This is a genomic window from Streptomyces sp. AK08-02 (genome assembly GCF_033795085.1).
GTDB classification, from domain to species: Bacteria; Actinomycetota; Actinomycetes; order Streptomycetales; family Streptomycetaceae; genus Streptomyces; species Streptomyces echiniscabiei.
Genome location: NZ_JARAZV010000003.1, coordinates 42,784 through 68,942 on the forward strand (window position 1 = coordinate 42,784; position 26,159 = coordinate 68,942).

The 26,159-nt window shown below is 69.3% G+C and carries 20 protein-coding genes, 1 tRNA gene and 1 pseudogene; 6 read left to right on the forward strand and 16 right to left on the reverse strand.

Annotation, left to right across the window (positions count from 1 at the left end):
• Positions 1-226 precede the first annotated feature (226 nt).
• A tRNA-Leu gene (locus tag PV734_RS06590) sits at positions 227-314 on the reverse strand.
• A 132-nt stretch (positions 315-446) separates the two neighbouring features.
• Positions 447-1,124 carry a GntR family transcriptional regulator gene (locus PV734_RS06595; protein WP_319094753.1) on the reverse strand — a complete coding sequence of 226 codons (678 nt, stop codon included), beginning with the start codon at positions 1,122-1,124 and terminating at the stop codon, positions 447-449.
• 233 nt (positions 1,125-1,357) lie between these two features.
• Here PV734_RS06595 and PV734_RS06600 point away from each other — a divergent pair, with 233 nt between their 5' ends.
• Both PV734_RS06600 and PV734_RS06605 read left to right on the forward strand, forming a co-directional pair.
• Entirely contained in the window at positions 1,358-2,329 is a 972-nt protein-coding gene (locus PV734_RS06600; protein ID WP_319094752.1) for a 2-dehydropantoate 2-reductase, read from the forward strand.
• Between the two features lie 111 nt (positions 2,330-2,440).
• Positions 2,441-2,911: a PAS domain S-box protein gene (locus PV734_RS06605; protein WP_319094751.1), complete on the forward strand. Its 471-nt coding sequence runs from the start codon at positions 2,441-2,443 to the stop codon at positions 2,909-2,911.
• Between the two features lie 86 nt (positions 2,912-2,997).
• On the opposite strand, the gene frc (PV734_RS06610) is transcribed toward PV734_RS06605, so the two are convergent.
• Positions 2,998-4,254: a formyl-CoA transferase gene (gene frc, locus PV734_RS06610; protein ID WP_319288913.1), complete on the reverse strand. Its 1,257-nt coding sequence runs from the start codon at positions 4,252-4,254 to the stop codon at positions 2,998-3,000.
• 69 nt (positions 4,255-4,323) lie between these two features.
• Positions 4,324-6,072, reverse strand: a complete 1,749-nt coding sequence (oxc, locus tag PV734_RS06615; protein WP_319288914.1) for an oxalyl-CoA decarboxylase — start codon at positions 6,070-6,072, stop codon at positions 4,324-4,326.
• A gap of 257 nt (positions 6,073-6,329) precedes the next feature.
• On the opposite strand from oxc, the gene PV734_RS06620 reads away from it, so the two are divergent.
• Entirely contained in the window at positions 6,330-7,904 is a 1,575-nt protein-coding gene (locus tag PV734_RS06620; protein ID WP_319288915.1) for a FadD7 family fatty acid--CoA ligase, read from the forward strand.
• Between the two features lie 364 nt (positions 7,905-8,268).
• Here PV734_RS06620 and PV734_RS06625 read toward each other — a convergent pair whose 3' ends face one another.
• The 5 genes from PV734_RS06625 to PV734_RS06645 all read right to left on the reverse strand — a co-directional run bounded on the left by PV734_RS06625 (position 8,269) and on the right by PV734_RS06645 (position 14,508).
• Positions 8,269-9,204, reverse strand: a complete 936-nt coding sequence (locus PV734_RS06625; RefSeq protein ID WP_319094747.1) for a LysR family transcriptional regulator — start codon at positions 9,202-9,204, stop codon at positions 8,269-8,271.
• Between the two features lie 94 nt (positions 9,205-9,298).
• Positions 9,299-9,481 carry a formate dehydrogenase subunit delta gene (locus tag PV734_RS06630; protein ID WP_319094931.1) on the reverse strand — a complete coding sequence of 61 codons (183 nt, stop codon included), beginning with the start codon at positions 9,479-9,481 and terminating at the stop codon, positions 9,299-9,301.
• A gap of 34 nt (positions 9,482-9,515) precedes the next feature.
• Positions 9,516-12,332: a formate dehydrogenase subunit alpha gene (fdhF, locus tag PV734_RS06635; protein WP_319288916.1), complete on the reverse strand. Its 2,817-nt coding sequence runs from the start codon at positions 12,330-12,332 to the stop codon at positions 9,516-9,518.
• Positions 12,329-13,978 (reverse strand): formate dehydrogenase beta subunit, encoded by a 1,650-nt coding sequence (locus PV734_RS06640; protein WP_319094930.1) that lies wholly within the window; start codon positions 13,976-13,978, stop codon positions 12,329-12,331. The genes fdhF and PV734_RS06640 overlap by 4 nt, the downstream gene beginning before the upstream one ends.
• A gap of 14 nt (positions 13,979-13,992) precedes the next feature.
• Positions 13,993-14,508: a formate dehydrogenase subunit gamma gene (locus tag PV734_RS06645; RefSeq protein ID WP_319094745.1), complete on the reverse strand. Its 516-nt coding sequence runs from the start codon at positions 14,506-14,508 to the stop codon at positions 13,993-13,995.
• 227 nt (positions 14,509-14,735) lie between these two features.
• Between PV734_RS06645 and PV734_RS06650 the strand changes: the two genes are divergently transcribed.
• A complete protein-coding gene (locus tag PV734_RS06650; protein ID WP_319288917.1) occupies positions 14,736-15,425 on the forward strand; it encodes a GntR family transcriptional regulator in 690 nt (229 codons plus the stop codon).
• 87 nt (positions 15,426-15,512) lie between these two features.
• On the opposite strand, the gene PV734_RS06655 is transcribed toward PV734_RS06650, so the two are convergent.
• The 5 genes and pseudogenes from PV734_RS06655 to PV734_RS06675 all read right to left on the reverse strand — a co-directional run.
• Positions 15,513-16,313: an acyl-CoA dehydrogenase family protein gene (locus PV734_RS06655; protein ID WP_319288918.1), complete on the reverse strand. Its 801-nt coding sequence runs from the start codon at positions 16,311-16,313 to the stop codon at positions 15,513-15,515.
• A gap of 101 nt (positions 16,314-16,414) precedes the next feature.
• The gene (locus PV734_RS06660; RefSeq protein ID WP_319288919.1) at positions 16,415-16,990 is read right to left on the reverse strand and encodes a carbonic anhydrase; all 576 of its coding nucleotides are present in this window, start codon (positions 16,988-16,990) and stop codon (positions 16,415-16,417) included.
• 111 nt (positions 16,991-17,101) lie between these two features.
• Positions 17,102-18,334: a formyl-CoA transferase gene (gene frc, locus PV734_RS06665; protein ID WP_319094929.1), complete on the reverse strand. Its 1,233-nt coding sequence runs from the start codon at positions 18,332-18,334 to the stop codon at positions 17,102-17,104.
• Between the two features lie 85 nt (positions 18,335-18,419).
• Positions 18,420-19,985, reverse strand: a complete 1,566-nt coding sequence (locus PV734_RS06670; RefSeq protein WP_319094740.1) for an aldehyde dehydrogenase family protein — start codon at positions 19,983-19,985, stop codon at positions 18,420-18,422.
• A gap of 332 nt (positions 19,986-20,317) precedes the next feature.
• Positions 20,318-20,431: pseudogene (locus tag PV734_RS06675) on the reverse strand (succinate--CoA ligase subunit beta); the annotation flags it as partial.
• A 362-nt stretch (positions 20,432-20,793) separates the two neighbouring features.
• Between PV734_RS06675 and PV734_RS06680 the strand changes: the two are divergent.
• Together PV734_RS06680 and PV734_RS06685 are read left to right on the forward strand one after the other, a co-directional pair.
• Positions 20,794-22,185 (forward strand): OFA family MFS transporter, encoded by a 1,392-nt coding sequence (locus PV734_RS06680; protein ID WP_319094739.1) that lies wholly within the window; start codon positions 20,794-20,796, stop codon positions 22,183-22,185.
• Between the two features lie 44 nt (positions 22,186-22,229).
• A complete protein-coding gene (locus PV734_RS06685; RefSeq protein ID WP_319094738.1) occupies positions 22,230-23,633 on the forward strand; it encodes an OFA family MFS transporter in 1,404 nt (467 codons plus the stop codon).
• Between the two features lie 130 nt (positions 23,634-23,763).
• On the opposite strand, the gene PV734_RS06690 is transcribed toward PV734_RS06685, so the two are convergent.
• Both PV734_RS06690 and eboE read right to left on the reverse strand, forming a co-directional pair.
• The gene (locus PV734_RS06690; protein WP_319288920.1) at positions 23,764-24,801 is read right to left on the reverse strand and encodes a sugar phosphate isomerase/epimerase; all 1,038 of its coding nucleotides are present in this window, start codon (positions 24,799-24,801) and stop codon (positions 23,764-23,766) included.
• A gap of 188 nt (positions 24,802-24,989) precedes the next feature.
• Entirely contained in the window at positions 24,990-26,159 is a 1,170-nt protein-coding gene (eboE, locus tag PV734_RS06695) for a metabolite traffic protein EboE (protein ID WP_319288921.1), read from the reverse strand.

Genomic DNA, 26,159 nt, shown 5'->3' on the forward strand with positions numbered 1-26,159 from the left:
GGCCGGGCCGCGATTGCCGGGCGGCCGGCCGAGCCGAAGAAGGGCGAAGAGACAAAAATAGAAACCCGTTCACGCCCCGACAGGGGGGCGGTCCACTGGCGCGCCACACGCCAGACTGGAACCGGTGCGGCCCGAGGACGCACCATGCAGCGGCCCCACGGCCGGCTTCCCGCCGATACAAAAAACCCCGGACCCAACCGGGACCGAGGTTCAAACGCAATCGTTTTGGTGTCCGAGGGGGGACTTGAACCCCCACGCCCGATAAAGGGCACTAGCACCTCAAGCTAGCGCGTCTGCCATTCCGCCACCCGGACCAGGTGTCTGCCGCGACCGAGGGTGTTTCCCGGCGGCGACATGACCAACAATACCAAGCTTTCGGACTGGCTTTCACCTGCATATCTCTCACCGCGAGCGACCGGGCAGCTACCGGATGTCCAGGTCCGCGGCTACTTCTCCCGTTCGTGGTACATCTTCCGCGTGTGTTCCGTGTGGGCCCGCATGACCTCGGTCGCGCGCTGCTCGTCACGGTCCGCGATCGCCGCTATCAGGTCCCGGTGCTCGATCCAGGACTGCCGGCCGCGCTGCCGGGCGACCGGCGTGTAGTACCAGCGCACCCGGCGGTCGACCTGCGCCGCCAGCTCGGCGAGGACCGTGTTGCCGGCCAACTCCATGATCTTCGCGTGGAGCCGGGCGTTCATGGCGACCGCGGCGTCCACGTCGTCGGCGGCGACCGCGCGCTCGCCCTCGGCGCACATCTCCTCCAGCACCACGATGGCCGAGGCACCCGCGTTGGCCGCCGCGAGCCTGGCCGCCTCGGCCTCCAACAGGGTGCGTACGGTGAGCAGTTGGTCCGCCTCCGCCTCGGTCGGTTCGTGCACGAAGGCGCCCTGCGCGGGACGCAGATCGACCCAGCCGTCCGTGTTCAAGCGCTGGAGCGCCTCGCGCACCGGCTGCCGTGAGACCCCGAGATGCCCGGCGAGTTCGCTCTCGACGAGATGCTGCCCGGGCTGCAGGGCGCGGGTGGTGATCAGTTCGAGCAGGGCCTCGTACACCCTGTCCCGCAACGGGCCGGGGCGTTCGAGCTTCGGCACCGCGCCCTGCGGCAGTCCTGTCGTCGACAACATCGCAGCCCCTCCTCCGCAGCGTCGTCGCTACGCGTGTGACAGCCAAGTATGAATTGGCTTTCGCCTACAGTCTACGGCGCACAAAGGCCCGGAAACCCAGCTCACGCCGCGCGGGTGGCCCCGCGGGCCCCGGCTCGAACCCTTGCTGCCAGCAAGTCCATCCTGTAGACAATATTCTGTCGACACTTCTCGACAGTTCCGCGGTACACCCTCGACCGAACGGAGCGCCACCAGTGAAAGTCGCCATCCTCGGCGCCGGAGCCATCGGCGCCTACGTCGGCGCCGCCCTGCATCAGGCAGGCGCCGACGTCCACCTTGTCGCCCGGGGACCGCACCTCGCGGCCATGAGGCGACACGGCGTACGGGTACTCAGCCCGCGCGGTGATTTCACCGCCCACGCCCACGCCACCGACGATCCCGCCGACATCGGCCCCGTCGACTACGTCTTTCTCGGGCTCAAGGCGAACTCGTACGCGGCGTGCGGGCCGCTCATCGAGCCTCTGCTCCACGGGTCCACCGCCGTCATCGCCGCGCAGAACGGCATCCCGTGGTGGTACTTCCACCACCATGGCGGACCTCACGACGGCCAGCGCGTCGAGAGTGTGGACCCCGGCGGCGCGGTCAGTGCGGTGCTCGCGCCGGAGCGGGCCGTCGGCTGCGTCGTGTACGCGGCGACCGAGCTGGAAGGGCCGGGCGTCGTCAGGCACCTGGAGGGGACCCGGTTCTCCATCGGCGAACCGGACCGCACCCTTTCCCCGCGCTGTCAGGCCTTCAGTGAGGCCATGCGGGCCGGCGGACTGAAATGCCCTGTCGAGCCGGATCTGCGCAACGACATCTGGCTCAAGCTCCTCGGTAACATCTCCTTCAACCCCATCAGCGCGCTCGCTCGCGCCACCATGCGCCAGATGTGCCACCACGGCGGCACCCGTCAGGTCATCCAGACGATGATGGAGGAGACCCTCGCCGTGGCCGAAGCGCTCAACTGCCGTGTCGGTATCTCCATCGAACGCCGTCTGGCCGGCGCCGAACGCGTGGGAGACCACCGCACCTCCACCCTCCAGGACCTCGAACGGGGCAAGCCCCTCGAACTCGACGTCCTCCTGACCGCCGTCATCGAACTCGCCGGCATCACCGGCGTCGACGTCCCCACCCTCCGGACCGTCCACGCCATCAGCGACCTCCTCGCCCTGGGGACCGCCGCATGATGCCGCAGTAGTCGAGGCACGGCACACGACGGCGGGACCTCTGACGACCGGGGTCCCGCCCGCACCTTGATATGGATTCTGTATACCATTCATCTGTATACTGTCGCCTGCATGCGTTCAGCTGTCCAACTGCCCCAGCGCGGAGGCGACATGGAAGATCTGAATCCCGAGGTGGTGCTGGGAATGGCCACCCAGGCACCCGACGGCATAGTGATCATCGACGGCGATGGGCTGATCCGCTTCTGGAACCGGGGCGCTGAGCGCATCTTCGGGTTCCCGGCGGGCGACGTGGCCGGTCTCAGCCTGGACGTCATCATCCCCGAGCGGCACCGGAAGCGTCACTGGGACGGCTTCCAGGAAGCCATGGACCGGGGCACCACCAAGTACGGGGACGCGGACCTGCTCAACGTGCCCGCGCTGGCGGCGGACGGCCGCAAGCTGTCCATCGAGTTCAGCGTGGCACTGCTGCCGGGGCCCGACGGCAGCACATACGTCGGTGCGGTCATCCGGGACGTCACCGCACGCCGCGAGCGGGAGCGGGAGTTGATGCGGCGGCGGACCGAGGCCGAGGCGACGGCCTGAACTCGCCGTCCACTCGCCGCACAGACGCGGAAGCTGCCGTGACCCCCGGGTCACGGCAGCTTCCGTCTCTCCGTCTCGGGGTCGGATCAGACGATGACCCCGCTCTCCTTCAGTCGGCCGATGGTCTCCTCGTCGTAGCCGAGTTCGACCAGGACCTCGGAGCTGTGCTCGCCCAGCAGCGGGGCGCCGGCGATGTCCGGTTTGAAGGAGGAGAACTTCACCGGGCTGCCGACGGTCAGGTAGGTGCCCCGGCCCTTCTGCTCGACCTCGACGACCGTGCCGCTCCTGCGCAGGTCCTCGTCGTAGGCCAGCTCCTTCATGCTCATGACCGGGGCGCAGGGCACCTCCCACTCACGCAGGATGTTGACCGCCTCGTACTTGGTCTTGTCCGCGAGCCACTTCTCGATCTCGTCGAAGATCTCGAAGATGTGCGACTGGCGGGCACGCGCGGTGGCGTACTCCGCGTCCTCGGCCCACTCGGGGCGGCCGATCACCTCGGCGGTGCGCTTCCAGTTCTGCTCCTGGACGGTGAAGTAGATGTACGCGTTCGGGTCGGTCTCCCAGCCCTTGCACTTGAGCACCCAGCCGGGCTGCCCGCCGCCGCCCGCGTTGCCGCCGCGCGGTACGACGTCGGTGAACTCGCCGTTCGGGTACTGCGGGTACTCCTCCAGATGGCCGACCCGCTCCAGGCGCTGCTGGTCGCGCAGCTTGACGCGGCAGAGGTTGAGGACCGCGTCCTGCATGGAGACGGAGACCTTCTGCCCCCGGCCCGTTTTGCCCCGGTCGATGATCGCGGTGAGGATACCGATCGCCAGGTGCATCCCGGTGTTGGTGTCGCCGAGGGCGCCCCCGGAGATGGTCGGCGGGCCGTCCCAGAAGCCGGTGGTGGAGGCGGCGCCGCCCGCGCACTGGGCGACGTTCTCGTAGACCTTGAGGTCGTTCCAGGACGAGTCGTCGTTGAAGCCCTTGACCGAGCCGAAGATCAGGCGCGGGTTGAGTTCCTGGATGCGTTCCCAGGTCAGGCCCATCCGGTCCAGGGCGCCCGGGGCGAAGTTCTCCACCAGCACGTCGGCGTCGGTGATGAGCTTCTCCAGCACCTCCAGGCCCTCGGCGGTCTTGGTGTTGATGGCGAGGGAGCGCTTGTTGCTGTTGAGCATCGTGAAGTACAGCGCGTCGAGGTCCTCGATGTCCCGCAGCTGCTTGCGGGTGACGTCGCCGCCGTTGGGGCGCTCCACCTTCAGGACGTCGGCGCCGAACCAGGCGAGGAGTTGTGTGCAGGCGGGACCGGCCTGGACCCCGGTGAAGTCGATCACCTTGATTCCGGCGAGCGGCTTTTCACTCATGTCAGCTTCCTTTTCGTGAACGTACGCGTACGGAGAGGGAGTTCGAGGTGCATGAGGAGGGGCTCGGGGTCACTTCTTCGCGGCCGTGATGTTGCCGACGGTGATGCCCTTGGGGTTGAGGTGCGAGATGTGGCCGCTCTCGGTGCCGGCCGAGGGGTCGATCACGCAGTCGATGAGGGCGGGGCCACCCGAGGCCAGTGCCTCGGTGAGGGCGGCGGTGACCTCTGCCGGTGTGGTCGCGCGGTAGCCCCTGCCGCCGAACGCCTCGATCATGAGGTCGTGGCGGGCCGCGCCCATGAGGGTCGTCGGCGAGGGCGCGTCGTCGTACGGGTTGACGTCGTCGCCCCGGTAGACACCGCCGTTGTTCATGATCACGGTGATGACGGGCAGGTTGTAGCGGCAGATCGTCTCGATCTCGATGCCGCTGAAACCGAAGGCGCTGTCGCCCTCGACGGCGATGACCGGTGCGCCGCTCTCGACGGCGGCGGCGATCGCATACCCCATCCCGATGCCCATGACGCCCCAGGTGCCGCTGTCGAGACGGTGGCGCGGTACGTGCATGTCGATGACGTTGCGCGCGATGTCCAGGGCGTTGGCGCCCTCGTTGACGAGATACGTATCCGGGCGTGCGCGGACGACATCGCGTACGGCCTTCAGGGCACCCATGAACTGCATGGGGTGCGGGTCGGCCGCGAGACGCTCGGCCATCTTGGCCACGTTCTGCGCCGAGCGCGCTCCAAGCTCCTCCCGCCAGGCCGAAGGGGCCGATATACGGCCGGGCTTGGTCCGTTCGGCGAGTGCTTCGAGCACCGAGTCGATGTCGCCGACGAGCGGGGCGGCGATGGGCTGGTTGCTGTCGATCTCCCTGGGGTCGATGTCGATCTGGATGAACTTGGCTTCGGGGTTCCACCCTGTCTGGCCGTGGCCCAGCAGCCAGTTGAGACGGGCGCCGATCAGCATCACGACGTCGGCCTTCTTCAGCGCCAGGGAGCGCGCGGTGGCCGCCGACTGAGGGTGGTCGTCGGGCAGCAGGCCCTTGGCCATCGACATCGGGACGTACGGGATGCCGGTGGACTCGATGAAGTCGCGGACCCGGTCGTCGGCCTGCGCGTACGCGGCGCCCTTGCCCAGGACGACCAACGGCCGCTCGGCGCCCGCCAGTAGCTCGATCGCGCGGTCCACGGCCTCCGGCGCCGGCAGCTGGCGCGGGGCGGGGTCGACGAGACGGCTGAGGGTCTTCGCGCCGTCCGCCGCGGGCATGATGGCGCCGAGCACGGCTGCGGGAATGTCGAGGTAGACGCCGCCGGGGCGCCCCGAGATCGCGGTGCGCAGTGCGCGGGCGATGCCCCGGCCGATGTCCTCGACGCGGCTGACCCGGTAGGCGGCCTTCACGAAGGGCTGCGCGGCGGCGAGTTGGTCCATCTCCTCGTAGTCGCCCTGCTTGAGGTCGACGAGATGGCGCTCGCTGGAGCCGGAGATCTGGACCATCGGGAAGCAGTTGGTGGTCGCGTTCGCCAGGGCGACCAGGCCGTTGAGGAAGCCGGGCGCCGACACGGTCAGTGCCACGCCGGGCTTCTTGTTGAGGTAGCCGGCCGCCGCCGCCGCGTGTCCGGCGTTGCTCTCGTGCCGGAAGCCGATGTAGCGGATGCCCTGTGCCTGGGCGAGGCGGGCCAGGTCGGTGATCGGGATGCCGACCACTCCGTAGATGGTGTCGACGTCGTTCATCCTCAGCGCGTCGACGACCAGGTGGTACCCGTCGGTGAGCTCGGTCGGAACGTCGGCTGCTGCCGCGGTCTCCAGGGGCGAGGGGGCGGTCATGGTCCGAGGTCCTCCTTGGGCAGGTCCTGCCGGAGCGGCTACTTCTCTCACCATCCGCAGCGCGTCCGCCCGCGTCCAAGACCCATCGGCGACCAGCCGATAAACAGCGTCTATCGACCGCTGGTGGAGGCGTCGCCAACTCCCTTGATAGACGCCTGCTATCGGCCGTTCACCAGTGCGTATTGGACGCCGGTCGCGGGTCGCCGCACGCTCGCAGAGGACTGCAACATCGGATCCGGCGCGAGGGAGGTGGGGTCATGACGGTCCCGACCGCGGCATCCGTGCGTGACGCGAACCGGTACCGGCCTCCGGCGGTCACGGGACTCGTCGACCTCCTCGACCGGCAGGTACGTGAACGCCCGTACGCCCGGGCTCTGGTCGTCACCGGCGAACGCGTGCACCTCTCCTACCGCGGCCTCGCCGCGCTGGCCGACGACGTGGCCGCCCGGCTCACCCGCACCGGACTGGGGCGGGGTGACGCGGTCGGTCTGATCTGCGCCAACACGGCTGAATTCGTCGTGGCGTTGCTGGGTGCGGCACGGGCCGGAGTGGTGGTCGCCCCGCTGGACCCGGCGCTTCCGGCTCCTCAACTGGCAGCACGCATAGCGGCGTTGGGGGCACGAGCGGTTCTGGTCGGTCCTTCGGTGTCCGTCGCGGCGCTGCCGGTTCCCGTGTGGCCTCTGCGGGTGGACGCCTCCCGTGCGGGCACGGCGACGGTCACGCTCGACACCTGTTCCGTTCCCGAAGTGCCTTGCGCTGCGGGCGAGTTGTCCGAGCGGGACGCCCTCGTCCTGTTCACCGCGGGCACCACCGACCGGGCGAAGATGGTTCCGATCAGCCACAGCAATGTGGCCGCGTCCGTCCAAGGTATCTGTGCCACCTACGAGTTGAGCCCAGCCGACGCGACGGTGGCGGTGATGCCGTTCTTCCACGGCCACGGGCTGTTCGCGGCGCTGCTGGCCTCCCTGGCCAGCGGGGGATGTGTGCTGCTCCCCGAGCGGGGGCGGTTCTCGGCGGGTACGTTCTGGGACGACATGCGGGCCGTGACCGCCACCTGGTTCACCGCAGTGCCGACAATCCACGAGATTCTGCTCGACCGTTCGGAGCGGGAGTATCCGGGGCCGCGGGCACCGTCCCTGAAGTTCGTACGGAGTTGCAGTGCTCCCCTCAACACGGCCACGCAGCGGGCGTTGGAGCGGACGTTCGGCGCGCCGCTGCTGTCCGCGTACGGCATGACCGAGTCCTCGCATCAGGCGACCAGCGAGCCGCTGCCCGAGCGGGGGGCGCTGAAGCAGGGGTCGGTCGGGCGGCCGACCGGGGTCGAGGTGCGGGTCGTCGACCGCAGCGGGCGGGCGTGCCCGGCGGGCGCCGAGGGCGAGGTGTGGGTGCACGGTCCCACCGTCGCCCGCGGCTATCTCGCCGACCGGGACGCCTCCGCGTACACCTTCGTCGACGGGTGGCTGCGTACCGGTGATCTGGGCACGCTGGACGCCGAGGGGTATCTGTCACTGACCGGGCGGATCAAGAACGTCATCAACCGTGGCGGGGAGAAGATCTCGCCCGAGCACGTCGAGGACATCCTGACCGGTTGCCCGGGGGTCGCCGAGGCGGCCGTGTTCGCCGTGCCCGACGCGGTGTACGGGCAGCGGGTCGCCGCCGCCGTGGTCATGCGGGCGGGCGAGAGCGTGGCGGCCGCGGAGATCCTGCGGTACTGCCGTGACCGGCTGGCCCCGTTCGAGGTGCCCGACCGGCTGGACGTGGTCGCCGCCCTGCCGTACACCGCGAAGGGCGGCCTGGACCGGAAGGCGGTACGGGCCCGGTACGCGCCCTGACGCCAGGGCCGGCGGGTGCACAAGGCAGTGCTCCGGTGAGACCCGTCGCGACGGGTACGGATCGGAAGACACAGCCGACCCAACACGCGCCCCCCGCCCGAAGCCGGCACACGCCGCCGCTCAGCAGCGGGGCGGCGGGCTGCCAGGCGCGCGAAGCAGTCGTCCAGGCGACACCCGTCACGACGGGGCAGCATCGCAAGGCACCGCCCACCCCCCGCACATGCCCCCGCCCGAAGCCAGCCCACGCCGCGCTCAGCAGCGGGGCTAGCTGGCGGGCCGGCGGAGTAGTCGGCCCCGTGAGACTGCCTTGCGTCCGCGCCCGAACCGGTAGGCTCCGCCGACCCGATGCGCGCCCCGGCCAGGGTCAGCGCACGCGGTGCTCGGCCGTCGGCAGTGGGCGGGCGAACAGGTCGTCCAGGGACAGGCCTGTCGCGGCGTTGACGAACGCGCGGGCGGCGACCGAGCCGGGGGTGGCCGCGTGGATCGCCACCGAGACCTGGGCGCCGGCCTCCGGGTCGACCAGGGGCAGCGCTCGTGTCCGGCCGACGACCGGCATGGCGCGCAGCCAGGTGTGCGGGACGATGCTCGCCCAACCGCCGCCGCCCACATGGGCGTAGAGGGAGGCGATGGAGTCTGTCTCGACCTGCGGGGTCACCACGAACCCCTTCTGCGCGAACACCGTGTCTACGATCTGCCGGATCCGCATGTCGGGTGTCAGCAGCGCGAGCGGCAGTTGGGCCGCGTCCGCCCAGGTCACGGTGGCGGACTGGGCGACGAGTTGATCGTCCGACACCAGCAGCATGTACCGCTCCTGGTAGAGGGGGACGACCTGAAGGCCCTCCTGGTCGCCCGGGTCGAAGTGGGCGATCGCCACGTCCAGTTCGAAGTCGCGCAGTTGGCGGTGGAGTTCCTTCGTGGAGAGGCGGGAGCGGACCTGCACCTTGGCCAGTGGGTGTGCCGCGCAGAACGCGGCCACGGGAAGCGCCAGGGTCGTGGACGCGGTGGGGTCGGTGCCCAGGCGCAGTGTTCCGGTGATACCTGACTGGACGGCGGCCACCTCGGCCTTGAACGCGTCCTGTTCGGCGAGGATGCGCTTGGCCCAGACGACCAGGCGTTCACCTTCCGGGGTGAGGCCCTGGTAGTTGTGCCCGCGGTTGATCAGAGTGACGTTCAACTCCCGTTCCAGCTTGGCGATCGCCGCCGAGAGCGCCGGCTGGGACACGTAGCAGGACTCCGCCGCCCGGGCGAAGTGCCGTTCCCTCGCCACCGCCACGAAGTACTCCAGCTGCCGGAACAGCATGAACGGCTCCTCTCTGTCCGGGGCCGCCCCAGCGTACGCGGCGCCTCCCCCGCGACGATCTACAGGGGAGACGGCGCGAGTCCGACCCGGCGGGTCAGCGCAGGAGCTTCACCGCGGCGACGACGAGCGGGTCGAGACCGTCCGCTCCGGCGTCGACGAACTCGTACAACCGCGTACGCATGCGTGGGTCCCAGAACCTGTCCACGTGCCCGGCGATGGCCTCGGCGGCGACGTCACCCGGCAGATGACCGTGGTTCGCGGCGATGTCGTTCGCCATCCGGCGCTCCGGTGGTACGGCGGCTGCGGCCATCTCAGTCCACCACCATGACCATGTCGTCCGCCGCCGGTTCGGCTTCGGCCGCCCGCGTGGGTCGGGCGAGGCCGACCTGTACGGCGGTCACCTTGTACTCCGGGCAGTTGGTCGCCCAGTCGGAGTTCTCCGTGGTCACCACGTTGGCGCCGGTCACGGGATGGTGGAAGGTGGTGTAGACGACCCCGGTGGGCATCCGGTCGGAGATCTCCGCGCGCAGCGACGTCTGCCCGACTCGGCTGGCCAGGGTGACCATGTCGCCGTTCTTGATGCCCCGGTCCTCGGCGTCGTGCGGGTGCAGTTCGAGGATGTCCTCGGGGTGCCAGGCGACGTTGCCGGTACGTCGGGTCTGCGCGCCGACGTTGTACTGGCTGAGGATGCGTCCCGTGGTCAGGACCAACGGGAAGCGGCGGGTGCTGCGTTCGTTGGTCGGCACGTAGGAGGTGACCACGAACCTGCCCTTGCCGCGCACGAATTCGTCGACGTGCATGACGGGCGTTCCCTCCGGCGCGGCCTCGTTGCACGGCCACTGGATGCTGCCGAGCTTGTCAAGGAGGTCGAAGGAGACGCCGGTGAAGGTGGGGGTGACCGAGGCGATCTCGTCCATGATCCGGCTCGGATGGTCGTACGCCATCGGGTAACCCATGGCGGTGGCGATCTCGCTGACGATCTCCCACTCGTGCTTGCCCGTCTTCGGCTTCATCACCGCGCGCACCCGGTTGATCCGGCGTTCGGCGTTGGTGAACGTGCCGTCCTTCTCCAGGAACGACGCGCCTGGCAGGAAGACGTGCGCGAACTTGGCGGTCTCATTGAGGAACAGGTCCTGTACGACGACCAGTTCCATCGCTTCGAGCGCGGCGGTGACGTGTTTGAGGTTGGGGTCGGACTGGGCGATGTCCTCGCCGTGGACGAACAGGCCCCGGAAGGTGCCGTCGATCGCCGCGTCGAACATGTTCGGAATACGAAGTCCCGGTTCGGCGAGGAGGGTTCCGCCCCAGAGGTTCTCGAAGACGGTACGCACCGCGTCGTCGGAGACGTGGCGGTAGCCGGGGAGTTCGTGCGGGAACGAGCCCATGTCGCAGGAGCCCTGCACGTTGTTCTGGCCGCGCAGCGGGTTCACGCCGACGCCGTCCCGGCCGATGTTGCCGCACGCCATCGCGAGGTTGGCCATTCCCATGACCATGGTCGAGCCCTGGCTGTGCTCGGTGACGCCGAGGCCGTAGTAGATGGCTCCGTTGGGCGCGGTCGCGTACAGCCTTGCGGCGGCCCGGAGTTCGGCGGCCGGCACGCCGGTGATCGGTTCCACCGCCTCCGGGCTGTTCTCGGGGCGGGCCACGAACTCCGCCCACTCGTCGAAGTCCTCGCACCTCGCGTCCACGAAGTCCCGGTCGAACAGGCCCTCGGCGACCACCACATGGGCCATGGCGTTCACGACGGCGACGTTGGTGCTCGGCCTGAGCTGGAGGTGGTGCGAGGCCTCGATGTGCGGCGAGCGTACGAGGTCGATGCGGCGCGGGTCGATGACGATCAGCTTGGCGCCCTCGCGCAGCCGGCGCTTCATCCGGGACGCGAACACCGGGTGCCCGTCGGTGGGGTTGGCGCCGATCACCATGATCACGTCGGCCTCGGCCACGGAGCGGAAGTCCTGGGTTCCCGCCGACTCGCCGAAGGTCTGCTTGAGTCCGTATCCCGTCGGGGAGTGGCAGACGCGGGCGCAGGTGTCGACGTTGTTGTTACCGAAGGCGGCGCGCACCATCTTCTGTACGACGTACACCTCTTCGTTGGTGCAGCGCGAGGAGGTGATGGCGCCGACCGAACTCGTGCCGTACCGGTCCTGGAGCTCGCGCATACGGCGGGCCACGGTGCCGATCGCCTCGTCCCACTCGACCTCGCGCCACGGGTCGGTGATCTTCTCGCGGACCATGGGCTTGAGTTGGCGGTCGGGGTGGGTGGCGTAGCCGAAGGCGAAGCGGCCCTTCACGCACGAGTGGCCCTCGTTCGCCCCGCCGTCCTTGTAGGGCACCATGCGCACCAACTCGTCGCCGCGCAGCTCGGCCTTGAAGGAGCAGCCGACCCCGCAGTAGGCGCAGGTGGTCACAACCGACCTGGTGGGCATGCCGAGTTCGACGACCGAGCGTTCCTGGAGCGTCGACGTCGGGCAGGCCTGGACGCAGGCGCCGCAGGACACGCACTCCGAGTCCATGAACGTCTCGCCGGCGCCGGCCGAGACCTTGGAGTCGAAGCCGCGCCCCTCGATGGTCAGCGCGAAGGTGCCCTGGACCTCGCCGCAGGCCCGTACGCAGCGGGAGCAGGCGATGCACTTGGACGGGTCGAAGTCGAAGTAGGGGTTGGAGGTGTCCTTCTCGGCTTCGAGATGGTTCTCCCCCTCGTAGCCGTAGCGGACCTGCCTGAGCCCCACCACGCCTGCCATGTCCTGGAGTTCGCAGTCTCCGTTGGCCGGGCAGGTGAGGCAGTCGAGGGGATGGTCGGAGATGTAGAGCTCCATGACGCCCTGGCGGAGCTTCTCCACCTTCGGGGTCTGCGTGCTCACCTTCATGCCGTCGGCGCACGGTGTGGTGCAGGAGGCCGGGGTGCCGCGTCGGCCGTCGATCTCGACCACGCACAACCGGCAGGAGCCGAAGGCCTCCAGGCTGTCGGTGGCGCACAGTTTGGGGATGTCGATGCCTGCCTGCGCGGCGGCGCGCATCACCGAGGTGCCCTCGGGGACGGTCACCGGCAGGCCGTCCACCTCCACGGACACCGTTGCCGGGCCGGGCCGTTCCGGGGTTCCGAAGTCGGGTTCCTTGAGGAGTGTCATGCCGTTCCCTCCGTCCTCACGCCGTTCGCCTGTACGGGTTGGATCGCTCCGACCGGTTGGTTCGCCCGGACCGGTTGGATGTCCAGGAGTCGACGGCCGCCGAGGAAGTCGTCGGGGAAGTGGGTGAGGGCGCTGCGTACGGGCATCGGGGTCAGCCCGCCCATCGCGCACAGCGAGCCGTCGGTCATCAGGTCGCAGAGGTCGTCGAGCAGGGCAAGGTTCTCATCCCGGTGCGTACCGGCCACGATCTTGTCGATCACCTCGACTCCGCGCACCGAACCGACCCTGCACGGTGTGCACTTGCCGCAGGACTCCTCGGCGCAGAACTCCATCGCGAAGCGGGCCTGCGCCGCCATGTCGACGCTGTCGTCGAAGACGACGATCCCGCCGTGCCCGAGCATCGCGCCGGCCTCGGCGAACGCCTCGTAGTCCATCGGCAGGTCGAACATCGACGTCGGCAGATAGGCGCCGAGGGGGCCGCCCACCTGCGCTGTGCGCACCGGGCGGCCGGTTCGGGTCCCGCCGCCGTAGTCCTCGACCAGTTCGCGCAGGGTGATGCCGAAGGCGGTCTCGACGATGCCTCCGCGCTCGATGTTGCCGCCGAGCTGGAAAACCTGGGTGCCGCGCGAGCGGCCGACGCCGAGGTCCTGGTAGGCCTTGGCTCCGTTCGCGAGGACGACCGGGACGGTGGTCAGGGTGAGGACGTTGTTCACCACGGTCGGTCTGCCGAACAGGCCCTCGATCGCCGGGATCGGCGGTTTCGCCCGGACCGTGCCCCGCTTGCCCTCCAGACTCTCCAGCATGGAGGTCTCCTCGCCGCAGATGTACGCGCCGGCGCCGACACGGACGTGCAGGTCGAAGTCGAGTGCGGAGCCAAGGATGCCCTTGCCCAACCATCCCTGTTCGCGGGCGAGTTCGATCGCCTCGCGCATCGTGGCGACGGCGTCCGGGTATTCGGAGCGGATGTAGAGGTAGCCCTCGCTCGCGCCGACCGCGTGCGCGGCAATGGTCATGCCCTCGATGAGCAGGAACGGGTCGCCCTCCATGACCATGCGGTCGGCGAAGGTCCCGCTGTCGCCCTCGTCGGCGTTGCAGCAGACGAACTTCAGCTCGTCGGCGCAGTCCAGCACGGTCTTCCACTTGATGCCGGCCGGGAACCCGGCGCCGCCGCGTCCGCGCAGTCCGGACGCGGTGACCTCGGCGACCACGTCGGCAGGCGCCATGTCCAGAGCGGCGCGCAGTCCGGCCAGGCCGCCGTGCTCGACGTAGTCGCGCGTCGACAGGGGGTCGGTCACGCCGACTCTGGCGAAGGTGACGCGTGTCTGGCGGGCCAGCCAGGGGAGTTCGTCGACGAGGCCGAGCCGCAGTGGGTGGTCCGCGCCGTCCAGCAGGCCGGCGGCCAGGAGTCCGTCCACCTCCTCGGGGGTCACCGGGCCGTAGCCGACGCGGCCCTCCGGGGTCACGACCTCGACCATCGGCTCCAGCCACAGCATGCCGCGTGACCCGTTGCGTACGACGTCGATGGCGAAGTCCCCACGTGTGGCGGCCCGTTGCAGGGCTCCCGCCACCTCGTCCGCGCCGACGGACCTGGCGGCCGAGTCGCGGGGGACGTAGACGGTCGCCGTGCCGTGCGAGGCGTCGTTCATGTCGTTCATGTCGTTCATGAGGAGACCGTCCCGTCGAGCGTGTTGTTTCGCGTCTCGCCGGGCGTCCCACGCAGGAGGGAGCCCAGTCGGGCCGGGCTCACTCGCCCGTACAGCCGTCCGTTCGCCTCCACCGCCGGCCCCAGGGCGCAGTTGCCCAGGCAGAAGACCTGCTCGACGGTGACCGAGCCGTCCGCCGAGGTCTCCCCCGGGGTCAGTCCGCTCTCGCGCGCGTAGCTCACCAGGCGGTCCGCGCCCAGGGCCTGGCAGGCCTCCGCGCGACAGATGCGCACGATGTGACGGCCTGCGGGCTCGCGGCGGAAGTCGTGGTAGAAGGTCACCACTCCGTGGACGTCCGCCCGGGAGAGGTTGAGCTCGTCGGCCAGCACCGGAATCGCCTCCTGCGGCACATGACCCAACTCGGCCTGGACCGCGTGCAGTACGGGCAGCAGCGGGCCGCGCTGATCCCGGTGGCCGGCCACCACCCTCCGGACCACGCTCTCGACCGACATGTCACTCCCGCTGGTCGTCATGATCGCTCCGCCTTCCGTCACGCGGGTCCCCCGGCGAGGGTTGCAGCAGACTGAGACAATACCCCATACAGACTTCTGTATACAGACGACAGTCGAAGAAGCCCGGCACGCCTTACAGCTGTCGCCATGTTGCATACCAAAACCTGTATGCTGCAACCGTCGTCGGCGACCCTCACGGCGGCCATCTCTTGGCGAAGCCGTCGACCCGGCGGCAGAACGGGACAACCATGCGCGAGGCACTCACGGCCGCAGCCTCCCGGCGCGTCACCCGCCCGGCACCGCTGCGCGAGGCCGTGTACGACGCCCTGACCGAACTGATCGTCAACGGCTCCCTCAAGCCCGGTCAGCACCTGGTCGAAGCGGAGCTCGCCGAGCATCTCGGGGTCAGCAGGCAACCGGTCCGTGAGGCCCTGCAGCGCCTCCAGACCGCCGGCTGGGTCGACCTGCGGCCCGCCCAAGGCGCCTTCGTCCACTCCCCCACCGAGGAAGAGGCCGCCCAACTGCTGGGCGTCCGATCGGTGCTGGAGACCTACTCGGCCCAGCTCGCCGCCGCGAACGCGAAGCCCGAGGACGTCGACCACCTCTGCGAGCTCCAGAATCAGGGCGTCGACGCCCTCGCCGCCGACGACGTCGAGCGCCTGGTCGCGGCCAACACCGCCCTGCACGCCTTCGTCACCTCGTTGGCCGCCAACGAGGTCCTGGCCGAGATGCTCTCGCAGGTGGGCCAGAAGGTGCGCTGGTACTACACGCCCATCGCCAAGCCCCGCGGCAAGGAAGCCTGGAACGAGCACACCCAGCTCATCAAGGCCATCGCCAAGGGGGACGCGGTCCGCGCCGGCGAGGTCATGCGCAAGCACACCGAGCGTACGACCGACTTCTACCGCAGGCAGATCGCCGCCGGGGCGGGCCAGGACTGAGTCGGGTCCGGCGTTCGTGAGGGAATCCGAACGGGCCACTCACCGGACGGAGTTGCCGTCCGCGCGCCGGAGTCCGGAGTCCGGAGTTCAGGAGGCCGCGAGGGTTTTCGCCGGTCGGGCCGCTGAGGCCGCGCAGGGGCGCACCCCCGCACCGGCGGCAGCCCCCAGTTCGAGCAGCCACGGCAGGACCGTACGCAGCACGATGTCACGCCCGCCGCCGTCCGCGCCGAGTCTCGCGTCGGCGGGCACCAGCACCGGATCGGCGAGCACCGTGGACGTGCCGCTGCCGGGCGGCCCGGCACCATCGGGCCGAGCGGGCACGAACAGGTCGGGGGCATGCGCGGGCACCCCCCAGAGACTCAGGCCGTCCGGCACACCGAGCGACCTGGAGGACCAGACGTAACTGTCGGCCTCCCCCGCCGCGACCACCCGGCGCTTACGGGCACGCAGGGCGACCACACCACCGGAGCGAACGGCTGTGCAGCGCGTCGCGAGCAGGTCGGACTCCGTCTCCCGCTCGCCGATGTCGTCCTCGACGAGGGCGAGGCTGCCGAGATGGCGTCCGGCTGCGATCTCGCCGCGCACCCAGGGGCTGCCGTACGACTCGATGACGGCGACGGCCGTGTAGTGGGACCGGAGCACTGCCGCCGTCGCCGGGCATACCCGCGCGGTCCGGGCCACCACCTCGGCGGCTTCCGCCAGGCCCAGTCCGACGCCGCCGAACTCGGTGGCGACGGTGAGCCCGAGCAGTCCCGTGGCCCCGAAGGCCGTCACGGCACCACGGGGGAACCTGCCTTCCACGCCGGTGACTTGGGCGCAGGGTGCGACGGCACGGGTGAGGACTTCCGCGAGAGCTGTGCGGTATGAGCGGTGCGGGCGGTACGGCACGGAGTACCCCTTCGAATGGATTGCATACAGCATCCTGAACGCCTTCGCCGAACACCAGGTACAGGTGAGCCAAATGTCCGCAGGGGCAGGGGGAGGCAGGATCACGGCCTCGGGTCGATCTCCCGCAGGAGCCCGGTCGTCACGTCGAAGACGAAGCCCCGGACGTCGTCGATGTGCGGCAGGAACGGCGAGGTACGCACGCGCTGTATCGACTGGCGTACGTCCTGGTCGACGTCCCGGAATGCCTCCACCGCCCATGCCGGGCGCTGGCCGACCTCCAGTTCCAGTTCGTGCCGGAAGTCCTCGGTCAGGGTCTGGAGACCGCAGCCGGTGTGGTGGATGAGGACGACGCTGCGGGTACCGAGCGCACGCTGACTGATCGTCAGGGAACGGATGGCGTCGTCGGTGACGACACCGCCGGCGTTGCGGACGGTGTGGCAGTCGCCGAGTTCCAGGCCGAGCGCGGCGTGCAGGTCGATACGGGCGTCCATGCAGGCCACGATCGCCACGCGCAGCACCGGGCGGGCATCCATTCCCGGGTCGGCGAAGTCGGCGGCGTAAGCACGGTTGGCCTCGACGAGCCGGTCGGTGACCGTGCCGGGACCGACACAGGCACCGACACCGGCACCGGGTGTGCTGTGGGTGGGGCGGGCGAGACGGGGTGCGTGAGTCGACATGCTGGGCTACCTCACTCCGGTCGGTTCGAGCACGAGCCGTTCTCCGGGCGAGGCGCGGTTCTCCGCACCTCGCCCGGAACGAGTGGAAGCGGCGTCGTCCGCCGCCTCCGGTCAGATCACGCCCTGCGCCCTGAGCAGCCGCAGTTCCTCGTCGCCCAGGCCTAGTTCGCCGATGAGGATGTCGGTGGTGTGCTGGCCGAGGAGGGGTGGGGTGGTGATGTGGGTGGGGGAGTCGGAGAGTTTGAGGGGGTTGCCGACCGTGGTGAACGGGCCGCGTTCGGGGTGCTCGACGGTGACGATCATGTCGTTGTCGGTGAGGGAGGGGTCCTCGATGATCTCCTTGGTGGAGAGGATCGGCCCGCAGGGAATGTTGTAGGCGTTCAGCTGTTCCAGGACCTGCCATTTCGGGAGGGTCGAAGTCCATTCCTCGATGAGCTGGAACATTTTCGCCAGTTTCGGCAGTCGTGCCTCGGGGGTGGCCCAGTCGGGGTCGTCGGCGAGTTCGGGCCGGCCGATCAGGGTGGCGAGGGGACTCCAGCCGGGTGGCTGGACGATGACGTACACGTAGTCGTTGGGGCCGCCCGGTGCGCACCGCACGGCCCAGCCGGGCTGGCCGCCGCCCGAGGCGTTGCCCGAACGGGGCACCTCGTCGTGGAAGTCCTCGTTCGGGTACTCCGGCAGCGGGCCGTGGTTCAGGCGTTGCTGGTCGCGTAGTTTGACCCGGCACAGGTTGAGGACGGCGTGCTGCATCGCCACGTTCACCCGCTGTCCCCGTCCGGTGTGTTCACGCTGGAACAGGGCGGCCAGGATGCCTGCCACGCAGTGGATACCGGTTCCGGAGTCGCCGATCTGTGCCCCGGTCGCCATCGGCGGCCCGTCGGCGAAACCGGTGGTGGCCATCGAGCCGCCCATGGCCTGGGCGACCACCTCGTACGCCTTGAAGCCGGTGTACGGGCCCTGGCCGAAGCCCTTGATCGACGCGTACACGATGCGGGGGTTGATCTCCCTGATCCGGTCCCAGGTGAAACCCATCCGGTCCACCGCTCCCGGCCCGAAGTTCTCCACCAGCACATCCGACCGGCGGATCAACTCCGTCAGGATCTCCCTGCCCCGCTCCGACTTCGTGTTCAGGGTGACACTGCGCTTGTTGCAGTTGAGCATCGTGAAGTAGAGCGAGTCCACATCCGGCACATCCCGCAACTGACGCCGCGTGATGTCACCACCGGGCGCCTCCACCTTCACCACATCCGCACCCAGCCACGCCAGCAACTGCGTCGCCGACGGACCCGACTGCACATGCGTCATATCCAGGACACGAATCCCCTCAAGAGCCTTCGTCATGATCGCCACCTCACTGTTGCGTCGACGTGTGTGCACGAGATGTCGGCCGGGCGGCGCCCCCGCACGGGCGCCGCCCGGTAGCCGCCGGTCACGGCATGAGTTGGTACTCCGGGAAGTTCCCGGGCAGCCGTTCGCCCGCCGGTCCCCGGGTCACCGCGCGCACCAGCAGTTCGCCGCCGACGAACGCGCCGCGCCAGGACGCGCCGAACCCGCCGAACAGCTCGTCGCGGTCGCCCCGCGAACGCGGCTTGCCGTGGCCGACCTTGAAGGCGCGGATCTGCGGGGCGAGCCGGTCGTAGGTCGCCCGGTCGTCCGTGGACAGGGTGGCCACGAGGGCACCGTTGGAGGCGTTCATCGCGGCGAGCAGCTCCGCCTCGGTGTCCACCAGGACGATGGTGTCGACCGGCCCGAACGGCTCCGCGTGGTGCAGCGGCGAGGAGGGCGGTGGGCCCAGGAGCGTGACCGGTTGGACGTACGCCGAGGTGTCCTGGCCGGGCAGGAAGCGGGAGTCGGTCTCACTGGCGCGGTGCAGGGGGACGGCGCCACGGGCGATGGCCTCGGCGACCTGGTCGTGCAGCTCCTTCGCCTTGGCCGCGTTGATCACGGGCCCGAAGTCCAGTGCCGGGTAAGGGTCGTCGGCCTTCTCGACGGCGAGCGGGTGTCCGACTCGCAGGGTGCGGACCGCCGGGAGGTACGCCGTCAGGAACTCGTCGAACAGTTCCCGTTGGACGACGAAGCGCGGGTACGCCGTGCAGCGCTGTTTGCCGTAGTCGAAGAGCTTGGGGACGACGGCCTTGAGGGCGTCCCAGTCCGAGAAGTTCCAGATGCCCCAGGTGTTGAGCCCTTCCTGTTCGAGGACGTGGCGTTTACCGAGGTCGGCGACTGCCGTGGCCACCGCGGCGCCGGTGTCGCGACCGCCCACGAAGGAGACGCAGCCGATCTCCGGCGCCCGCACCAGCGCCTCGGAGAGCTCGCCTCCGCTGCCGCTGACCAGGGTGACGGGAATCCCCTCACGGGCGGCGAGCGCGCAGGCCAGGGTCAGACAGGCGACACCGCCGTCGGTCGGGGTCTTGGCGATGACCGCGTTGCCCGCCAGTGCCTGTACCAGCATCGCGTGGACGAGCACGCTCATCGGGTAGTTCCAGCTGGCGATGTTGGAGACGGGGCCGTCCAGTGGCACCCGGCCGGCGACCATCGGTTCGATGCCGTCGGCGTACCAGCGGACGCCGTCGATGGCCCGGTCGACGTCCGCCTGGGCGAGCCGCCAGGGCTTGCCGATCTCCCAGACGAGCAGGAGCGCGAGGAGTTCGCGGTGCTGGGTGAGGGCGTCGAGGGTGGCCGCGACGCGGGCTCGCCGCTCGGCGAGCGGGACGTGCCGCCAGGCGCGGTGCTGGTCGAGGGAGGCGCGTACGGCCTGGCGGGCGGTGTCCCGGTCCAGGCGCGGCGGGCCGGCGGTGGGGCTGCCGTCGACCGGGCTGGTGGCGGGCAGGGCCCGGCCGTCCGCCTGCCAGGCGGAGTTCCAGAGGTTGAGGACGCGGTCGTCGCGGAACGCCTCGGGGGCGACGGCGAGGCAGCGCTGCCAGGCGTCGGTCCAGGACGTGCCGGACTTCACCACGAGGTGGGTGGATCGGGTCGTGTCGAGGGTGGTGGTCATGCGGTGTCTCCGCTCTCGGTGCACAGTCGGGGGCGGGGCGTGTGAGGGACCCCAGGACACGGTGGCGTCGTGGGGTACGGAGGGATCGGTCATGGGCCACGGCGGGGTCGTACGGTCAGGCGATCAGCGGCTGTCAGCCATGGCCGGCGGCACGGTCTGTTTCGTGGTCGGCGTGCAAAACGGCGAGTAGGCGTCGGGCCGTCCCGGTAAGGGTGTTTCCCACCCGGACCCCGACCGCCTTCAGAGTGTCCTCGTGTTCCGCGGGGGACGTAGGGGGCCAAGAACTCCCTCTTGGTGGGGGCGAGTTGGACGGCCTGGGCGGGATCGTCGGCGAGCCGGCGGCCCAACTCCCTTGTCCCCTCGGGCGAGTCGGTGACCCCCGCCTTTGGCACGAGGATGCCGTGTTCCTCGGAGAGTCCGCGGGCTTGGTGCTCGTACAGGTCCATGATTCGGCTCCCGTCTTAAAAGTGCTGCACGCCCCCTGGACATCACCCATCAGATGCGGGATAACAATCTTCATACAGTATTCGTCGACTGTATGCAATGTGCCAAGCAGTACTCGAGAACGGAGCGACCAGGACGCTCCGGGCAACGGACAGGGCGGCGAACGGGGATCTGACGTGCGGACCTCGGAGCGCACCACAAAAGTGCGGCGCCACACGGCAGTTGGGGGGCGGTTCATGACGTAACCCGGCGAAGGGGACGACCGACGGTGCGCGTCGGCCGGCCCCGGGACCCATGCGCGCACGAAAGGCATTTGGACAGGGGGCGCTGGCCAGATCTTTCGACGCAAGGAGTCTTGACCAAGATGACAACCATCGACTACTCGACGTCCCTCCCGTACCGGGAGGTGACGGACCACAACGGCCGCGTGTACCGCGTCGGTGAATCCGATGTCGACATCATGGGCCGCAGGCGCAGGTGGATGGTCATCCTGCCGTGGATCGGCATGATGGGGATCAGCTCCGCCGAGTACGCGTTCACGTCCGCGGAGGACACCCTCCACGAGGCCCATCTGTGGGACAGCGGACACATCTTCTGGCTGATGGGCGTCTGGGTGTTCTTCCAGGCGGCCGTGGCCTTCCCCGCCGGTCAGCTGCGGGAGAGCGGCAGACTGCCCGCCCGTACGGCGATGATGATCGGCGCGGTCGGCACCATGCTCGGCTACCTCTCGCTGGCGTACGCGCCCAACGTGCTCGTGGCCTACTTCGGCTTCGGCATGTGCAGCGGTATCGGCGCCGGTCTCGTCTACGCGACCTGCGTGAACATGGTCGGCAAGTGGTATCCGGAGCGCAAGGGCGGCAAGACCGGGTTCGTCAACGGCGGCTTCGCCTACGGGTCGGTGCCCTTCGTGTTCCTGTTCACGTCGTACATGGACCTGAGCAACTACCAGACCGTGCTGGCCTGTGTCGGCGTCGGGCTGTGCCTGGTCGTGGCGTCGGCCGGCTGGTTCTTCAAGGACCCGCCGAAGAACTGGTGGCCCTCGCACGTGGACCCGCTCAAGGTCACCGACGACCCGAAGATCCGCCGGGCCCTGGAGAAGAACCCGCCGGCCGTCAAGCAGTACGTCCCGAGGGAGGCCGCCCGGCAGCCCGTTCTGTGGATGATGTGGTTCTGCCTGCTGTGCACGGCGGGGATCAACATCTTCGGTATCGCCTTCCAGGTGCCCTTCGGCAAGGACATGGGTTTCGCGGGCGGGATCGTGGCCACGGCGATGTCCCTGAAGGCCATCGTCAACGGCACCGGCCGCGGTGTCATCGGCTGGATATCCGACCGCTACGGGCGACGCCACACGCTGATCATCGTCTGTGTGGTGCTGGGCACGGCGCAGTTCGGTGTGCTGGTCTCCGGCCAGATGGGCAGCATGCCGTTCTTCCTGTTCTGCTCCATGGTCTCCGGTTTCGGCGGCGGGGCGATCTTCCCGCTGTTCGCGGCCATGACCGCCGACTACTTCGGTGAGAACAACAACGCCTCCAACTACGGAATGGTCTACAGCTCCAAGCTCATCTCCGGCCTTGTCGGCTCCGGAGTCGGCGCGATCGTCGTCGACCACTGGGACTACGAGGGCGCGTTCGTCCTGGCCGGATCCATCGGACTGGCCTCCGCCGTACTGGCGGTGTTCCTGAAGGCGCCGGGCAGGCCGGCGGCCAACCGCCGGGTCTCCCCCAACCCCCAACCGCTCGGCGAGGAAATGGCCTGACACGACAGCAGGGAAACGGCCTGACACGGAGGAATTGGCCTGACATGACGGCAGATCCCATCGCGAAGAACAGCTCATCGACCCACCCCGAAGCCGCACACCGTCCCTATCGAGAGGTGACCGACCCCCACGGCCGCGTCTACCGCGTGGGCGAGACGGACCGGGACATCCTCGGTCACTCCCGCAAGTTCATGGTGTACCTGCCGTGGATCGCCATGATGGCCATCAGCGTCTTCGAGTACGCGTTCGGCTCGGCGGAGGACACCCTGTCCCACGCCCACGGCTGGACGCAGAGCAACACCTTCTGGATCCTCAGTGTCTGGGTCTTCTTCCAGGCCGGCATCGCCTTTCCGGCGGGCTGGCTGAGGGAGAAGGGCGTCCTGACGGCCCGTAAGGCCATGTACACCGGCTCGGGCCTGTGTGCCCTCGGTTTCCTCGCCCTGTCGCACCTGAGCAACGTCTGGCTGGCGATCCTGGGCTTCGGCGTCGTCGGAGGCATCGGCGCCGGCCTGGTCTACGCGACCTGTATCAACATGGTCGGCAAGTGGTTCCCCGAACGCCGGGGAGCGAGAACGGGATTCGTCAACGGCGGGTTCGCGTACGGATCGCTGCCGTTCATCTTCATCTTCAACTACGGCTTCGACACCGCGAACTACCACCGGGTCCTGGATCTGATCGGTTGTTACATCATGATCGTGGTCCTGGCGTCCGCCTTCTTCTTCAAGGATCCCCCGAAGAACTGGTGGCCCGCGGACATCGATCCGCTGACGTTCGCCGGCGACGAGAAGAACGCCACGAGCCTCGCCAAGAACCCTCCCGCGGTGAAGCAGTACACGCCCAAGGAGGCCATCAGGACAGGCATGCTCCCCCTGATGTGGCTCTCCATCGTGCTGACCGCCGGCGTGTCGATCTTCGGAATCTCCTTCCAGGTCGACTTCGCCAAGGAGGTGGGTTTCGGTCCGCTCGTGGCCGCGTCGTCCATGGGCGTCATGGCGGTCATCAACGGCATCGGCCGCGGTGTCGTGGGCTGGCTCTCCGACAGGTGGGGCCGCAAATCCACCCTGGTGTTCGTCATCGTCGTCCTGGGCCTGGCCCAGTTCGGGGTGATCTGGGCGGGCGACACGAAGAGCGAGCCGCTGTTCCTGTTCTTCGCCTTTCTCTCCGGCTTCGGCGGCGGCGCGTTCTACCCGCTGTTCGCGGCGCTCACCCCGGACTACTTCGGGGAGAACTACAACGCCTCCAACTACGGGCTGGTGTACAGCGGAAAGCTGGTCAGCGGTCTGTTCGGTGGTGGCCTCGGCTCCATGGTGGTCGCGGCCTGGGGCTATGACGGCGCGTACGCTTTGGCGGGCACCGTCTCCATGGTGGCGGCGGTGATCGCCCTGCTGCTGCGTCAGCCGGGCCGCACCACGCCTGCCCGGACTGTGGAGCCGCAGCCCGCCGGGTGACGGCACGCGCGCGTGAGGAGGGCCTCCCGGGATTCCGGGAGGCCCTCCTCACGTCTACGGGGCCTCATGTTCACGGGGCCTCACGGGTCGCGGCTTCAGGTCCGCGCGGTTTCACATGTACGCGGCGGCGTCAGCACTTCTCGCGCAGGGAGTGGAGGTGCTCGCTGGAGCGGCGTGCGAAGGTGAAGGACTCGGTCGGGTTGTCGTGTTCGGCCTGCCAGTGGTGTGCCAGACCGTGGCCGCGCAGCCGGGTGACGCCGGAGATGAACCGCTGGTAGTCGATGTCCCCGTCGCCGACGTCGGTCATGCGGTAGCCGTACTGGTTGCCCGGGTCGCTCACGCCGTCCTTCACATGGAAGAGCGGGTAGCGGTCGGGCTGCCTGAGAACGTAGTCGAGGGGCTCGAAGGGCGCCGGTGTGCCGTCGGGCCGCTTCGAGAAGCGGAACTGGCCCGAGTACGCCCAGAAGATGTCCATCTCCAGGTACACGAGCTTGGGGTCGGTCTCGGCGAGCAGGACGTCGTAGAGCCGGACCTTCGGGTTGTCGGTGGCGAAGGAGAACTCCTCGGAGTGGTTGTGCTGGTAGAACTTCATGCCGCGCGCCCTGGCCGCCGCGCCGTACGTGTTGAACTCCTGCGCCGCCCGCTTCCAGGCGTCGACGGTGGAGCCGTAGCGGAACGGCCCGGAGGCGGTGCCGATGTGCTTGAGGCCGAGGGCCTGGGCGTCGTCGAGAACCTTGTTCAGGTTCTGCGCGAAGGTGTACGCGTTCGGGTCGTCGGCGTAGTAGCCGACGTGGCTGCCGATCGGGTTCAGGCCGTGGTTGCGGGCGAGCCGCTTGAGCTGGGCGAGGGTGATGGGGCCGGCGGAGCCCTGGGTGTATCCGGCGAACTCGACCTCGTCGTAGCCGTACTTCTCCAGTTCGGCGAAGACGGGGGCGAAGCCCAGCGTGGAGACCTTGTCCCGCAGGCTGTACAGCTGGATACCGAGTCGGCCGGGCGGCAGGACGGGACGGCCGCGGCCGGCGCCGGTGGTCTGTGCCGAGGTGGCCGCGGTCGCCGGGGAGGCGGACCCGAGGAGAGCGGCGGCGGTGGCGCCCGCGGCCACGCCGAGCATGCCTCTTCGGCTGAGGCGGTGGGCCAGTTCGGGGTCCGTGTGCTGGGTGCGGCTCATGCCTGGAGCTCCTCTGGGTGAAGGGCCGTTGTCAGTGGTGGGTGCTTCACTGGTGATCAGTCAGGAGGGACCGGTCGGTTGCAGCGGGAGTGCTGTCACGTCGGTGGCCGAGTGGTGGCTGTCGGCGGCACGGGGGAGGTGGGGTGGACGGGGGGCTTTGTCGCGAGGCTTCGTCCGGGGGTGCGGGCTCATGGCAGCTCTTTCAGGCCCAGGTCGGTCAGCAGGTCGCGGGCGAGGGTTAGTTCGGCGGCGATGCCGTCGGCGAGCTGGGCGCGGGCGCGGGGCCGTAGCTCGGGTGGGAGGGCCTGCCAGGTGTAGGTCTCGACCTCCAGGTGCCGGGTGAGTGGGTGGGGGCCGCCGACGAGCCGGGTCAGCGCGGACTTCAGGACGGGAAGCGTGGAGGTGAGGGGTGCGGCGGGGGCCGCGTGGAGCGGGACGTGGAAGTGGGCGCGCCACGGGGAGGCGTCGGGCAGGGCGTCGCCGCCCAGTGCCTCGCCAAGGTCGTCGGTGCCACGCAGGCCGGCGGCGGTGGCCGTGCGGGTCTGATGCAGGAAGCGGGGTTCGTCGAAGGCTGCGAGAGCTTCGCGGACGTCGGGCAGGTGGGGGTGTTCGGCGTGCAGGGCGGCGGAGAGCTGGGACTTGACGACGGGGACGCCTGCCTGGGCGAGCGCGTCCAGGGCGGTGTGCGGATCTTCGAAGGAGGTGGCGAGGTGGCAGGTGTCGACGCAGATGCCGATACGGTCGTGGCCGATCTTGGTGAGCGGGGCGATCGCGTCGGCGGTGGTCTCGACGGTGCAGCCGGGTTCCGGCTCCAGGCCGACGCGGATGGAGCGGCCGGTGAGTTCGGCGAGGGCGTCGAGGCGTCGCGCGAGGGTGCCCAGGGCGGTCAGTGCGGTGGCCGCGCGCTTCTGGTCGTGGGCGGTGCGCCAGGCGAGGGGCAGGGTGGAGATGCTGCCTTCGGTGACATCGTCGGGGAGGAGTCCGGCGAGGACCCGGGCGAGGTCGGTGGTGTGGGTGAGCCGCTCGGGGTCGGCCCAGTCCGGCTTGTAGACACGGTACTTGACCTCTTCGGCGCCGAAACCCTCGTAGGGGAAACCGTTGAGGGTGACGACTTCGAGGCCGCGCCGGTCGAGTTCGGTGCGCAGGTGGCGCAGTGCGGAGGGGTCGGTGACCAGGGCGTGGGCCGCGTTCCTTGCCAGCCACAGTCCGATGCCGAGGCGGTCTCGGCCGAGGCGTCGGCGTACGGGTTCGCAGTGGTCGCGGAGTTGGGCGAGGACGCCGTCGAGGGTTTCGGCGGGGTGGACGTTGGTGCAGTAGGCGAGGTGGACGGTGGAGCCGTCGGGGTGGCGGAAGCGCAT